The organism is uncultured Psychrobacter sp., from assembly GCF_947500265.1.
In the GTDB taxonomy this organism is placed as follows: domain Bacteria; phylum Pseudomonadota; class Gammaproteobacteria; order Pseudomonadales; family Moraxellaceae; genus Psychrobacter.
Window position 1 is genome coordinate 1 of sequence record NZ_CANMRN010000001.1, and the last position, 14,505, is coordinate 14,505.

Consider the following 14,505-nt stretch of genomic DNA (forward strand, 5'->3'; position numbering starts at 1 on the left):
CAAGGTTGGATGGAGAATAATCTACCTAAACTATTTCATAATATGGGTTGTACTTCTTTTATTTTGGATTGACTATAGATGAAAATTGATAATCAGTAAGTTTTTTAATAATATAGCCATAAAAAAAGCCAAATATTGTCAGTTTTTATAATCAATTTACTAAACTTTTGTAATTAATTAAATTTATTACACAGTCTCGATATGTAGTTAATGTTTATTTAAAAAAAGAGTTTAAAATCGAATTTTATGAACTAAGCGAATTGACATAATTCAGCCTAAAATAGTAGAGTTATAGGCTACAGTGTAGTACTCAGAGCAGAAACTGTTAAAATTTTGAGAGATTGCAATAAGGATATTCTAGTGAATGAAAAACGGCTGAAGATAATAATAAAAGCTTTATCTGACTTATGAGAAAATAAGGTTGAAGCTAAACTATTAGCAATCATCATGAAAGACAATAATAAATAATCCTCAAATGGTTTTACCATTAAAGTCAGTTTAATTTAATTGATATTTCATTTATATTTTAGTCTCACACTTCGCCATAGCTCTTCTATGAAAGGAAGTATTAGCAAAAATATAATGCCAGTAAACAAAGGTAATAAATAACTAGCAGGAATAGGATTTTCTTTTAATCTTAGGATAGGTTTTCCATCTATTAAATTACCACTGAACATAGCTATAAATATTTCCCAATGGAGAGCTAAAACGATGAGAAGCGCGCATAGGGGCAGTAACTCTAAGCAACTATGGATATGTTGTTCTATAGGAGAAATATAACGGTATTTTATTGCATAGCTAACATCCCATATAGCTGTAATTTCATGTATAAAAAACATAAATATCATAAAAAAAAGCAAAAGAGGAGAGATTTCAAGAATCAAACCTACACTAACTGGTATCCCAATTTCTAAAAGCATCAAGCTATGAATTAACGATTCTTTCATTCCTGAATTTTTTTCTAGATGCGTATGTCTATGACAAAGCCAATCTGAGAAACCTGCTATTATCCATAAAGGAAAGATGAAATATAAAAGAATATTGATAAGCGCTATTTTTTCCATGATCTCCTTCCTAAAAGCTTAATATGCAAATATATTATATAATAGGTGTGAAAAATATTTTAGTTAGTTTTGTGATAATAGATATGAGCTGATATGTACTAATTATCCAGTACCTTAAGTCAATCTAAATGGTAAGTTAAAAAAATAGAAAGTTAGAGATATTAATAGAAAGTTTTGTATTATTAGTGCTGAAAGTTTACATGATAAAAAAATACCAGAACGGAAGATACTTTTGATAAGGAAGCAGCTTTTGCCACCCCTTATTTGACTATTCAATAGATTGAATAATCTAGTGCTTATGAACCTATGTGATTAGAAAATTTGAAACATAAGGAAAGCGACTATAATAAAATTACAAGTTCAATTTGAATTTTCAAACTAGCTCCGCATCACTGATAAAGCCATAGCTAGCTTGTGTAAAATTATTGTTAAGTTCTCTTTAATTCTCATTACTTGATTCTAGTAGTTCAATTGCAGGGCAAACTCTGGTTTGTATTGTCCACTCTTTTTAACTCAATAAAATAATGGAGGCCATATCATGGATGCTTCTAAGCAAAAAAGTATGAACCCTTATGTAAAATTCACCCTAATGATTTTAACTTCGACTGTCGTTATGTATATCATGATGTATTTCAATACTTATGAGTGGGATCATATTTATTTCAGTGAAACCCGAGCTTACATGGCGCTATATATGGGTGCAGGTATGGCAGTAGTTATGTTGGCATTTATGACAAATATGTACAAAAAAACCAAGCTCAACCTAATGCTCTATGGGCTAAGCGTATTAATGTTTGCTGTTGGTATTTGGGGTGTAAGATCGCAAGCGACAGTTGATCAAGTCGATTGGATGCAAGCAATGATACCTCATCACTCGATTGCAATTTTGACCAGTTCACGTGCCGATATCGAAGATCCGCGTGTGCGTAAACTTGCCGACGATATCATAAAAGCACAGAAGCGTGAAATCACTGAGATGCAAGTACTCATTGAAGAGCTCGAGTGAAGCATAAGTGGTTTGGAAAGTGTGAGCTAGAGATTAGGCAGGAAGGTAGGCTATGAAAACAGCAGGGATTTACCGAATGGTCAAACCTGATCGTGTTCGTCGATTTGGTTTAAAAGCGAAGGCAAGCATTTGACTAATGTTACTGAAACCCAATCGCTTAAATACAAGTTCAATATTAAAACCACACAGCAGACTTTTATCGATGGTGAGCGCATAGACGATATTACGATAGTGGGAGCTACCTCACTAATCTGGGCTGTTAATACCGTAGAAACTAACTTGAGAGGTTTTGATGATAATGGGCTATGTCAACGACTTCATAGTTATTAAGCTTATATTTAATACTAGCAGTTTGATGCCTGTATAGTGCACCAAACAGTAATAAAGTATATTTTGTAAGTAAACTTAATTATTTCAGTAAGAAAAGCCATTGATATCATTAGTCTATAGCTCAAGGTTTAAGCCCTCACTATGGAGCCATTCCTATTCCTCTAGGAGACATTATTGGAACAAAAAGTTATTTAAAAAATCTAAGCATTCATTTTAAATAAGAGTGAGAGTTCACGAATATTGATATTTTCTACTCGACGTTAGGAGTACAATCTAACGACCTAAAACTTGCAAAAACTATTTGCTAAACGTTTTCTAGAGCATATCCTGAAATTATGGAAAGCATTAATAGTTAATTATCTTTAAATGCTATTTTAGTATAGTGAGTATGTTTTAACTCTTCCACTTATTGCAATTTTTCCTTCCACAAAATCGTCAAAGATAGGGTGCGTGTCTGGGTTCACAGGAAAGTTGTCTATGGAAAAACTTCCGGTCGTCGCTTCATTGTTACAAGGACGCTTGGCTATTTCAGCTTAACTCACAAGGCTAGAGCAAGCATCGATCCTAGGTTTTTCACCAATTTAATATGCCCTCTACGGTTGCTACTATCTGATCCAATTATTGCCGTTGGTAAATCAGTTCACTCTCATCCATATAGTAGCAAAACCCTAAGAAATGTAGTCGTTAATATTAGTTAGATAAGCTATTGTCTTTATAAGACAAATTCTAGGCGTCAAAGCATCTATTTTTGCTAGCATCAGTACTTTTAAAGCTTTATTGATACCTATTGAACTATAGTTAAAATGCTGGACTCACTCGTAGTAATGATCGTTTAGTTGATTTGATGAATAATATTTTTAGGGGCTGTAGTAGATAAGGATTAAATATCACACCATTTTCTCAAGGTTTTCAGCTGATTAGATGGTGAGCCATAGTTGAATCTAAACTCGCACTCTTTTAAAAACAAATGGAAGTTCTTCTTATTAATCCCATTATACTTTCTGAGTGTTCGTTTGGACTGATTCCAGAAGTTCTCAATGCCATTGATGTGATTGTTCTTACCGCAAATGAACTCTATAGAGTGATTGACTCTGAAATGTTTAAACTCACTCACATCTAATGCATTGTAACTTCGATAGCTATCCGTATAAACAAAGCTGTCAGGCTTGATTTTACGCTTAATAACAGGCATTAGGGTAGTCTGTTTGGTGTCTGCTACGACAATGGTATAAACCTTACCGTTTCGTTTTAGAATACCAAATACAGCGGTTTTACCAGCTGCCCCGCGACCTCTTTTGCCTTTGCGTACACCGCCAAAGTAACTTTCATCTAATTCGACCTCACCATCAAAAAGCTCATCAGCTTCTAATGAGAGATGGTAATCTATCACAAGTCTTATTTTATGATAAAAAAGTGCAGCAGTATTAGGCTGAATATCAAGCAAATCTGCGGCTGTTCTAGCAGTCACTTCAGCCGTAAAAAACTCTAACAGCCTTCGCTGTGCTTTTTTACTTAGTTTACAACGGGTTATCTTCATAAAAGTAGTCTAGCATAGTGCTTATCTACTACAGCCCCTATTTTTAAGTGCAAAAGACTATGTTCCAGTTATGAAAGTATGGGTCATATAATTATTTACATTACTAACATTATTATTAAAAACTCATTAAAAAATATTAAAACTTAACAAAAACGTCTTAGTCGACATATGTGTTAATATTGGAATTCATTTAAAGTAATGGTTAAGTTGTAATGTTTAATACCATATTAATGATTTATCTTAGCGATACTATCCATCTTAACTTTATTAAGGATATTAAAATGAAGACAATAACCTCTAGCCATTCACTTCAAAGTAAACTATGGATTGCGTTACTGGTCAGCGTTGTGGGACTTAGTGCTTGTAGTAACGAAGTGGAAGAGACGCCAGATAGCAGCATAGATACGACTGAAGCTACTGCTGTTGGAACAGAACCGTCTGATACTGAAGTAGGGATGGACACAGATCCGAGTGAAACAACTACGAATATGGGCATGGCCGATGCAGATAGTCCTATGGATCCACCTGATACAAACACTACCGATACGATGACGGATAGTACTACAACCGATGAAATGACTGATGGCGCAATAACTAGTGACACCACGATGGTAGACGAAGACAATACGAGTTTCAATCAAGACCCAGTAGAAAGTGCTCAATAAATCGTAGATGTCAGAGTAAAATCGACCTATATTTGGATTAAACTTACAGTAGGGATAACAACTTATCTGAAAATCATAAAAACTAATAAGTTGTGTGCTGAATACTTAGAAATACCGACGGCTTTACTATAACGAGAAAAGTAATTTTCTTAGTGTAGTAAAGCCGTTTTTTTGTTGAGAGTTAAGTTTAAATAGCTTTGATAATTGAAGAGCACGACTTACTCATTTTATTTTTATAGAGATGTAAAAGATAATTCTGTTGGGTACTAAAAAGCCTATCCGATAAAAAGCGTAACATACCAGAGTAAGCTCAATATTTCACAAGGTAATAAAAGAAACTATCAAACTCAACTATAGCTATAGGCTATTGATAGAAAAAAACATAGCGACTAATCTCATAGTTCAAAAGTCTGTTATAGATGGTTCCATTATATCAGCTTGTTTTAAATAGTCTGTTAACATGTTTTTGAAGTCTTTTTGGTAGTTCCGCTAGGGTTATAGCCTAAAGATAAGTAATTAAAAATGAATATACTACGTTAACCTTACACAGAGTAAGTACAATTACATTGAGTTAGACCGTTACTGTCAACAGCTTAATGAATCACTTATTCCGAACTGGGGTCATAACTATCATTCTGACTCCTACTTTACCATCGCTCTAAATCTATCGGAAAATTCAGGTAAAACGGAACGCACTGTAATCCACGGAGAGAGGGATGTCACACCCATTGGATCCTCATAAAACGCAGCTGCAGCTTCTTTGATAGCCTCTTCAAAAGCTTCGACTGCCCTTATCTCATTTTGGCGGTTGTACTCAAGGGCATTTATCTTACTGAGTGTATTGTACTTTGAAATCTCAATACGCGACTGCTGGTAGTATGAAGCAAGGAGTGTTTTAAAAGAGGCTTCTGAAAAAACCACTCCCTCTTGAGCTAAAATTCTGAAAAGAGTTTTAGCTATATCTTTTGCCATCTTGTAAATGCCACCACCTTCACTTTTTGAGCCCAAGTCTTGATGTTTATGCTCATAACTCTCCATGATTTCTGTTTGACAGATACGACGGCTTGAGGTGTTGTTATAAACTTCTGAGAGTGTTGAAACCTCAAGCCCCCAAGTAGGAGAAATCGCAATACCACGACCAAGAGAGCGGATAAATGCGAACTCTCCAGAGAGGGCATAACGAAAACTCTGCATATACTCCAAGTACTGGTTTGAGCCAAAAGTGATCTTGAGTGCTTTTATGAGTGGTGTATAAAAAAGACGGGTCACACGACCGTGGAGCTTGTTTGTAACGCGAGAGTAATAGCCTTTGTTAAACTCAAAATCAAGTCCTGGGTGTACTATGGGGTAAAAAAGCCGTGCAACAAGCGCTCGTGAGTAGTTTACTATGTCACAATCATGCAGGGCAAAAGCATAGTTATCTTGATCTGTGAGACCATAACCTATCATCGTCCAGACATTACGACCTTTTCCTGAAATGTCTAAACCAGGAAAACCCTCATCTGTAAGCTCTTTATATATCTTTTGTACGTTTGGACCATCATTCCAAAGTACCTCAACACTACACTTCAAAACGCTCATACGCTTCTTTACTTCTAAAAACTGCTCCTCAGTTGCACCGTCGAGTCCGAGTATAATTTTATAGAGATACTTCACGCTTTTAAGCTCATCAATAATAGTCTGCATCGCTGGCGTTTCAAACTCTGAGTACAGAGCGGGAAGCAAAAGCACCATATTTCTGCGTTTTGAAAAGTGCAACAACTCTTCTTCTATGCTTTCTAAGGAGCGATTTCCCACATTTTGTAGTGTTGTTATAACGCCGTTTTGAAAAAAATCTGACATCTTACTCTCCCTTTTGATGTTATCTCGCATAACTATGATCAGTTGAAAATAAAACGGTTATATAAATTTAAACGCGCTACTAGCACAAATTTTACTTGCATGCTGTGCCTACGCAGACAGAGGCTGCGTAAAATTCATCCTAGTAGCGCTATAACACTTTTTAAGTGCATCGACTATAGACTGCCATGATTTTTCAAAACCTCGCAGTGACAGCAAGTGTCATTGCAAGCGAAGCGCGGCACTCTAACCTTCACGGATACCTTTTATTATTATCGCTACATCTATCATATTTGTGCCACTACAGTCTTATGTTTAGGGGGGTACCATATTTCTTGCTACCTACACCTAAAGTCTTTTATTTAAGCTAGCCATATTTTGAGACGAATTTTTTTAGTAAAGACGCCTCAAGTGCATCGGCAAATATCTCTCTTGCAAGCGCTTTAGAGTCCATCAAATATCTCCAGTATAGAGCTATTCCAACCTTTTGGTCCTGGGTAGGCTGCTCTTTTTATATCTGCGTTTCCTATGGCACTAAAAGAGCCATCATAGAGGGGAACTAAAATACCAATATCTGCTTTTTTTATCATAGTAAAGTCATTTGCACTATCACCAAGGGCTATCTTGGTACACTTTTGGTCGTAATACTCTTCATACATGTGAGCAAGTGTCAGCATGGCATTTGCTTTGTCTTGTAGGAGTGAGACAAGATGAAAAAATCTTCCCCCTTTTACTATATCAAAGCCTTCTTCATTTGCCTCTTTTTTAAGAGCCTCAAGCCCTCTTTCGTCTTGCATCAAAAAAGGCTCACTAAAGTCGCGTTTCATGGCATTTAGGCTCTCTTCTCTTGGCAAACCTGTATGCTGCATTACTTCATCAACACTCATATCTCCAAAACCTTTTACAGAGTAGCTCTGTTTCATGTGTGTGAAAAAAAGTCTCAGTTCTATGTAGGAGTGCGCCTTAGAGAATTTTATCCACTCCTCTTTAAACGCCACCTCTTTTGCAAGTACAGACTCTGAGGGCACAAATATTCCAGCACCATTCTCAACAATAAAAGGCTGCCGCATGCCTAACTCTTTTTGAAGCACTACTACTTCACTAAAGGTTTTACTCGTAGCGATAATAAGAGGAATTGAGCGATACTTTAAGAGTGCTAAGGCCTCTTTTGCAGGAGCGAAACTATAATCCTGGTGATTGAGTAGTGTTCCATCTAAATCGGTAAATACAAGATATCTCTTCTTCATAGCAGTAGAATACAACACAATTATTTGTCATGGTCAACTTATTTCAGACCACTTCTTAGCGGTTTTTATTGAAATAAACGCAGTCAAAAATGCCATGGAATCTCTCATGACATCCAGCACTTTAGAACAACCCTTTGAGCAATTACTTTATGGACTAATAACTTGGGTTTATTACAACTTAGATTAGGGGCAGTATAGAATTCAAATCAAAGGCAACCAAATAAAAACACAAGCTATTATGATCGCAGCACCGTAACTGTCTTTAAGCTTATCATGCTGAAAGCACTTACTATTTAATAACGCAAACATACAATCAATTTAGTGAACACCAGTCTATCAAAAAAATCTGCTTTTGGGGCTTAGATAAGTCTAAACGTCTTTATACTGAAGGTATCGGACGTTATGTTAAAATTTTTTGAGACAAAAAACTTAATTTGCAATAGATAGCTTTTCATCTGTAATCAGTATCATATGAATAAAAAACCGTAGTAGCGGTGAGTATTGCCATTTATTCGTTTGCTCTCTATAGTCTTGACTAGCAATACCGATATGGAGAGCATTTTTTGACTGATTAGATTGCTGTTTAATATCTTGATAGTCAGTAGATGACATAGTTTTCATCAATAGATCTTCGTTGCTACTCACCAGCCAACGCTTCAAAGGTAGCAGTTTCCCAGCAATATCAATGAAACGCTGTAACTCCTTCTCATCTTCTGTTCTAAATGGTAGGTATGCTCTGCTATTAGACAGTTTTTCACGACATATCTCAATAAACCAAGTCCAGTCAGTCCCTGACTTTTCTCGTAAGCGATAGGCATTATTTAACAAAAGCGATAGTAATCTTAAATCACTTTGGTATTGAATGTTCAGTGGACTCAGTACAGGGGTGTTTGAATCTGATAGCTTAACAAAGCGAGGTTTGCCGCGTTTGGTAGTGATGTCGGTAATCTCGCTCGCACGTTTTATTAAAATATTTGCATCGTGAATAGAAATATTTGCCAACTGAGCCGCTTTACTCAAAGGTATCTCTTTATCATAGGTCTGTAGTAGAAGCTGTACTCGGTTTAGACCATAACGACCAAACAGCTCATTATTGGCTGGCGTATTGGTACTCAAGAGAAATTGCTTATCACAGCTTTCGACCGTAAACTTCGGTGACTTGCGTTTGTTCTCTATGATATTTTTAAATAAAAGTGTACGAATACTAGGTATGCTGACGCTACTATTACGGAAAGTCGCATTATTTTCTTTGAGCTTTTTATTGGTAAAACCTGTTACGTTATACAGCGTTCTATTTTGCAGCTTTATATCTACTTTACTAAGCGCGTAGGTTGCCATCAGCGTGGCAAAATGGTTGTAATACTCAAAGCTACGCTCAGGTGACAGGTGTCCCATAATGCCTGAGAGAGCGTACCAGCGATCTTGTCCCTTGTTATGCTCCCCGAGTAGGCCTTCTTTTATACGCAGTACGTCGCTTTTGTCATAATCGGTGAGTGCCTCTACGAGGTCTGAATGACCTACTAGCGCTAAAGATAGGTTGCTCACTGCCGTATGCCTAAACCCATGAAAGGTATGCTCTGCTACATTATCATCTACCGATATGTCTTTTAAGACTCGTTTGAGTAACTGCAACGGAACATGGTCATCAATAGGGCGCTGCTCTGATGATAAGGTAAAGATAAATTTGTTTGAACTCTCGCCAATATTACTCTGCACAAAGTTAATAAAAAAATTCAGTTCATTAGGTTTGAGGAGGGCAAATAAGGGAACGCGGCGAATACTACTTTGAGTCTTGGTGGGACGGTAGCTATTGGGCCTGATTACCACTGAGGGTACAGCTGTTTTTAAGCCTTCGATGTCATTATACTTAAGTCCCAACAGCTCTTTTTTGCGCATCCCAGTACGATAGACTAAGATAAATAAAAGCGCGAACATCTCCCGCTCCAATATATCTACAGAACCCAGTATCTGTGTAATGATGGCCTGGTACGCTTGCGGTGATATCAGCTCCGCACGTACACGCCGACCATTTTTGGACTGCTGGAAGTTCACGGAGGGTAGGTTGTATTTGCTCTTAGCAAAGTTGTGCATACTCTTCAATAAATTGGCAGAGTATCCAATGTCAGTATTGTTTCGTACGACAGCTTTGTATTCTAAGATGTCTTCATAGAGCTCTTCAAACTCTTCCTCTGACCAAATATCAAGCGGCTGAGCCGTTGTGAAATATAACCATTCATAGCCTATGGTTCTAATATATTTCAAAATAGACTCATTACTAAGTGATTTTGACTCTTTTCTATTGAGTAAACTTAGCACCCAATCTAATAAAATCTTTTCACTTAAGTCATCGTATTGCTCATAGCGTTTTTGTACTCTTTCGATAAGAGTAGGCGGCTTTTTGCTGGTTTTTTTCTGTTTCTGTTTTTTATCCATTTTGAAGTCTTTAGTCAGATTCATAATTAAATCAGACTTTCTAACCTCTATTTTCTTGGTAGAAGTACTAGATGTCTCGTTTTGATTAACAGAGTTTTTGCTGATAGACAGCGTCAAAATATGTTCTAGATCATACGGCTCCTCTTTATACTGATATTTTTGGTTCAAAAACCGACCAAAGTCCTGCGTGCTCAGTCCAGCCGTGTTATGCATACCTCGCAGCACCCCAACTGAAGCATGATCAATATCAGCGCCCTCCAGCTCCTCCCAGTAGTAACTGGCGTAATATAAAAACCTTGAAAAGGGAAGTGGCTTAATACCCAAAGGCTTGATCACGTCAGACAAAGCCACAGCCAAGTATTGTTTTATCTTATCTTCTGACAGCTTGGCAATGATAGGTTCAAACTCTACTTGACTACTTTTTGTATGATAATGCATCAGCCAACACTGACTGACCATATCTACAACGATTTGCTTGGTGTTGTAAAGCTGGTCACTTTCTTCTTCTCGCTCATTACCAAAGCGCTTTTGTACAAAGCGCGGCGAGACCATTATCCTTTCTTTGATGAATGGCTGATACTCTTTGGTGAGCAATGAGATAAGCCACCCTTGAAGCATTTGTACCTCATTGATACCGCCATACACAATTCCTGAGAATATCAGCCAGCCTATAATCTGATCTTGGCTATAATCGGCTGTTTGCTCCCAATTATGCTCTACTGCGCGAATAATTTTGACCAGCGCCTTACCGTCTTTTAACCAAGCTGTATTTGTAATTAGTGGATTAATTTTAGTAGGTTGTGGCGCGATTATCTTGGGATAGTGATGCTCAGCAAGCATATGGTGCTTATTTTGATATTCAACGAACTTAACGACGACTTGCCAGACATATTTGAGTGTTCTAGATGACTCGTAAGCTTTTGCAATTTTGTTTTCAATGATTGACTGAAACTCATCAAAACCCTCTTGAGACAATGGTTCCAATTGTCTATAAAGCTCTATCTGAAACTGGCTTAAAGATTGACTCCAAGATAGCCATGACAAATCAAAATAATCGCTAGAGCTTGGCGAAAATGAAAAGATGCGTTTATTGGGCCAAAGCGCTTGTTGGTAGTATTTATTGAAAGACTTTATGAATCCGATACTTCCAGGATGAATCCTTTTCAACGACTCCCATTCGGTTTGTAAGTCGGCGAGTAGCTGTATCTCACGTGTCCTTACCGTGTCACTGTCTTTGAGTATAGATGGGTAAGGCACGTAGCGCTTTTTCCTACCATCAAACTTTGCTAAGTCATCAATAATTTTTGGCAGCTGTATTTCATTTATTAGCATGGTCAACCTCTGCAGTGCTTGTGCCAACATGATTTGAATTAAGGTAATGGTTGATTGTAATATCTGATAACCCAAGCTGTGCTGCGATCTGTTCAAACACCGATGCTACACGCTTAATATCTGCTTTACTACTTGATGAGAAACGTCCCAATACTTCTTGACGAGCTTTTTCATGACCAATAACCGTGTTAATCAGCGATAAGGAAACGCCAAGCTTTTCAAGCTGCGTACGAACAAAGTGGCGTGTCCAATAGGGGTTGGCGTCAATGATGTGCTTGGTCATATGATAAGCATCGCCACGCTTGATGTCTTTAAGAGTAGGGGATTTAGCAGTAGGAGCTCGCTCATACAACAGCTTTAATAGTGCTTCATCATTACCTAAACGGATATTGTCAATGATAGCGCTGATGTCATGATGACCTTGGTGCTTTGCCTGATAATTAATCAAATACGCTCTATAGTCTGTTAGATGGCGTATAAGTGTGGGGCATAGCGGAATGAGACGATCACTTTTAACTTTCTTAACAGGCTTGTCATTGATGAGCAGCCAACCCATATCAAGATCGATATCGTACATCTTGCCAAGGCCGTTGTTCGGTCGCACACCGGTTAAAAGGCAAAAGACAAACCATACAAAAATACTGGTTCTGTTAAAGTGCTCCTCATCGTTTGAACTTTGATCGGTCCAGTACTTCATCTCATTTATGATGTCGCAAACTGTTTCAATCTTTAGCGCAAACCCTGACCCCACTGTATATTTGCGCCAAGCGATGATATAAGTTAGGTCAAAATCACTGTTGCTATTAAATATACCCAGTGCTGATTTATAGTGATCCATAAGTGCTTCGCTGGTGTGGCTACTATAGTACATCGCAGGAGCATGGGACGCAGGCGTGCGACAGATGATATCGGCGATATGTGCATGACAATCAGGCGTATAGCGAGAGAGCACGACATGTAGTGCAGTCTCTATACGATTGACGGACAGGTACGGCAATCCAAGGCTGCTACGTAAGGCGGCAAGATAAGCCGTAAAATCTTCTTTTGATGGTAACTCGCAAGCAAGTAAATCATCTATCAGCCACACCGGCAGTGGAACTTTGATGGTATCAGAAGTATTTTCATAATCATTTTCGAGCAATGTTTGGCTTGTGGACTTTTCGGTAATACCTAAGCTGTGTTCGATGTAATACTTTTTACCTTTAATTTTGAAAATATCAGGATGACCGATATAGCCGGGTATTAGTAAGGATTTAACTGGCAGTCCAGTAATCATAGATAACAGTAAAATACCCGCACAGGTTTTATCAGTCTCTGATTCTGGCAAGGTGCTGGCGTCTTGGTTGAGTGCCGCAAATAACGCTTGGTAGCCGGCAAGGGAGAGTAAGCGCGTGTTAGAGTTAAGCGCGAGATTGCGCTGAGACATGTAGTTCTGCTGTAGCGATAAATCTATAGTTTGGAGCGGTATAGAGTGTTTGATTAACGAGTTTGGATATTCGCCATAGCTGACATAGGGTGCTTCATAGTGATCAATACGCTCTTCAAAGCTGGTGGTTAACCCTTCATAGCTTTCAGTGTTAGCGTCTAAAAATGCAAGATCTATGGCGATAGCGCTGTGTTCTATATAATCATGTGTGTTACCCCATGCATCATTACTAGGCGTAGTATTCCAGTTGTGGCTCGTTGCGGCAGAGTCTAAGGGTAATTTCGATGTGTTATCTGCTAAGTTGATAGCTATAATTTTAATATGTTTAGGCGGCTTCTTATACTTGGGTCTAGGCTTGCGTGACGTATGCGCATTTTGATAGGCGGTCGTTATTTTCTCTATTTGGTTCAGTTTGGCTTTTTCATCCGATTCATCTTTCTTTAATTTCTCACTTTTTTTCTGCTTTAATAGATCATTGAAGGTGGTAGATATGTACTCTACACTTATGGTCATCTGAAATAAATCAGGTAGTTCTCGCCAAATCCATATTCGTCTGGAAGATCCTGAAAACTGCGCCTGTTTAAACTGCATTAATATATTATCAGTGTCAGTTTTTCTATTGTGAAAGATAAGTAGAGCTGCTGTGTGCATCGCTATGGATAACCAAACTAGTTGTTGCACTGCTTGACCTAACTGCCGTTTAATGACGATATTTTGCATTAGGATAAGCAGTTGCATCATCAATGGTTTTTGTGCCAAATTCTTACGATTGATTTGCATATACTGATCGTCAACTGGCCTTTTTTGTAGTGTTTGTATGACAGTTTCTGATAAATACTCAATCGCATCGTCATCTCGTTCATAACTACCATCTACTGTAGCAATAATGGTAGAGATAGCCTTTAAGACAGATTCTGGGTAAACAAGTGCTTTATTATTCTTTATATGAGCAATGGTCTGTGCCGACAGCCAGTGTTCTTCATTGGGAGAGGTATCATCATTCTCAGTCATAAAACAGCCTCAGAAGGTCGCTTGTAATAAGTTTGCTCACTTATGTTTATAAGCCGACAAAATGTAGTAATAGCAAAAATGTTTTTGCCAAATAATTTTTGGTTTATCTCTTGATCCAAGATCTCGTTTAGCTGCGTGTAAATGAGCTTGATATCTATTTTTTTATTGTATTTTGCGATGAGATCAATAAGCTCGTAAAAACTGATGTCAAAATTAGACTGTTTCTTTGATATATATTTCACGGCTACTTCTTCTCTTAATAGATCAAAATCAATATAAGGGCTTTTTGCCATATGAAATAGCTCAAAGTTATTGAGCAAGAACCACTTTTCCTCCTCTTTTATAAAGCAGGTAAGTTTTGAACAAGCATTACTTTGCTCAAGTTCGATAGCCTGGCTATTCAGAAGTGGTCTGATATGGCAGGTATAAATATCAAACAGACTAATGACTTCTGGATATACAAGCACATTGAGTGTTTGTAGCTTAGCGATCGATAGTGATTTCACATCTTTCCCATTAAGATATCGAGTTGATGACTTGGTCGTTGACCTCCACTAATAATTTACGAGGATTAGCAAACAATTGAAAGCCAATTTATAAGGTTTTAAGTCAAAA

The 14,505-nt window shown here is 37.6% G+C and carries 9 protein-coding genes; 2 read left to right on the forward strand and 7 right to left on the reverse strand.

Annotation, left to right across the window (positions count from 1 at the left end; translation table 11 throughout):
- Positions 1 to 515: 515 nt before the first annotated feature.
- The gene (locus Q0788_RS00005; RefSeq protein WP_298807123.1) at positions 516 to 1,064 is read right to left on the reverse strand and encodes a hypothetical protein; all 549 of its coding nucleotides are present in this window, start codon (positions 1,062 to 1,064) and stop codon (positions 516 to 518) included.
- 538 nt (positions 1,065 to 1,602) lie between these two features.
- Here Q0788_RS00005 and Q0788_RS00010 point away from each other — a divergent pair.
- Positions 1,603 to 2,070 carry a DUF305 domain-containing protein gene (locus Q0788_RS00010; protein WP_298807124.1) on the forward strand — a complete coding sequence of 156 codons (468 nt, stop codon included), beginning with the start codon at positions 1,603 to 1,605 and terminating at the stop codon, positions 2,068 to 2,070.
- 1,210 nt (positions 2,071 to 3,280) lie between these two features.
- Here the strand turns inward: Q0788_RS00010 and Q0788_RS00015 are convergent.
- Positions 3,281 to 3,937 (reverse strand): IS1595 family transposase, encoded by a 657-nt coding sequence (locus Q0788_RS00015; RefSeq protein WP_045455674.1) that lies wholly within the window; start codon positions 3,935 to 3,937, stop codon positions 3,281 to 3,283.
- Positions 3,938 to 4,218: 281 nt separating this feature from the next.
- On the opposite strand from Q0788_RS00015, the gene Q0788_RS00020 reads away from it, so the two are divergent.
- Positions 4,219 to 4,602, forward strand: coding sequence for a hypothetical protein (locus Q0788_RS00020; protein WP_298807125.1), 384 nt, complete (start codon positions 4,219 to 4,221; stop codon positions 4,600 to 4,602).
- A 642-nt stretch (positions 4,603 to 5,244) separates the two neighbouring features.
- Here the strand turns inward: Q0788_RS00020 and Q0788_RS00025 are convergent.
- From Q0788_RS00025 to Q0788_RS00045, 5 genes are all read right to left on the reverse strand, one after another.
- Complete coding sequence (locus tag Q0788_RS00025) at positions 5,245 to 6,444, reverse strand: glycosyl transferase (RefSeq protein WP_298807126.1); 1,200 nt, start codon at positions 6,442 to 6,444, stop codon at positions 5,245 to 5,247.
- A 440-nt stretch (positions 6,445 to 6,884) separates the two neighbouring features.
- Positions 6,885 to 7,706: a mannosyl-3-phosphoglycerate phosphatase gene (locus Q0788_RS00030; protein WP_298807128.1), complete on the reverse strand. Its 822-nt coding sequence runs from the start codon at positions 7,704 to 7,706 to the stop codon at positions 6,885 to 6,887.
- 411 nt (positions 7,707 to 8,117) lie between these two features.
- Positions 8,118 to 11,453 (reverse strand): tyrosine-type recombinase/integrase, encoded by a 3,336-nt coding sequence (locus Q0788_RS00035; protein ID WP_298807129.1) that lies wholly within the window; start codon positions 11,451 to 11,453, stop codon positions 8,118 to 8,120.
- Complete coding sequence (locus Q0788_RS00040; protein WP_298807131.1) at positions 11,440 to 13,890, reverse strand: hypothetical protein; 2,451 nt, start codon at positions 13,888 to 13,890, stop codon at positions 11,440 to 11,442. The genes Q0788_RS00035 and Q0788_RS00040 overlap by 14 nt, the downstream gene beginning before the upstream one ends.
- A complete protein-coding gene (locus tag Q0788_RS00045) occupies positions 13,887 to 14,396 on the reverse strand; it encodes a hypothetical protein (protein ID WP_298807133.1) in 510 nt (169 codons plus the stop codon). The genes Q0788_RS00040 and Q0788_RS00045 overlap by 4 nt, the downstream gene beginning before the upstream one ends.
- Between the last annotated feature and the right edge of the window lie 109 nt (positions 14,397 to 14,505).

Bases quoted from the DNA above. Each gene is read 5' to 3' on its own strand.
- Q0788_RS00010 (WP_298807124.1), top strand. From the start codon at position 1,603: ATGGATGCTTCTAAGCAAAAAAGTATGAACCCTTATGTAAAATTCACC.
- Q0788_RS00005 (WP_298807123.1), bottom strand. From the start codon at position 1,064: ATGGAAAAAATAGCGCTTATCAATATTCTTTTATATTTCATCTTTCCT.
- Q0788_RS00025 (WP_298807126.1), bottom strand. From the start codon at position 6,444: ATGTCAGATTTTTTTCAAAACGGCGTTATAACAACACTACAAAATGTG.
- Q0788_RS00040 (WP_298807131.1), bottom strand. From the start codon at position 13,890: ATGACTGAGAATGATGATACCTCTCCCAATGAAGAACACTGGCTGTCG.
- Q0788_RS00020 (WP_298807125.1), top strand. From the start codon at position 4,219: ATGAAGACAATAACCTCTAGCCATTCACTTCAAAGTAAACTATGGATT.
- Q0788_RS00015 (WP_045455674.1), bottom strand. From the start codon at position 3,937: ATGAAGATAACCCGTTGTAAACTAAGTAAAAAAGCACAGCGAAGGCTG.
- Q0788_RS00035 (WP_298807129.1), bottom strand. From the start codon at position 11,453: ATGCTAATAAATGAAATACAGCTGCCAAAAATTATTGATGACTTAGCA.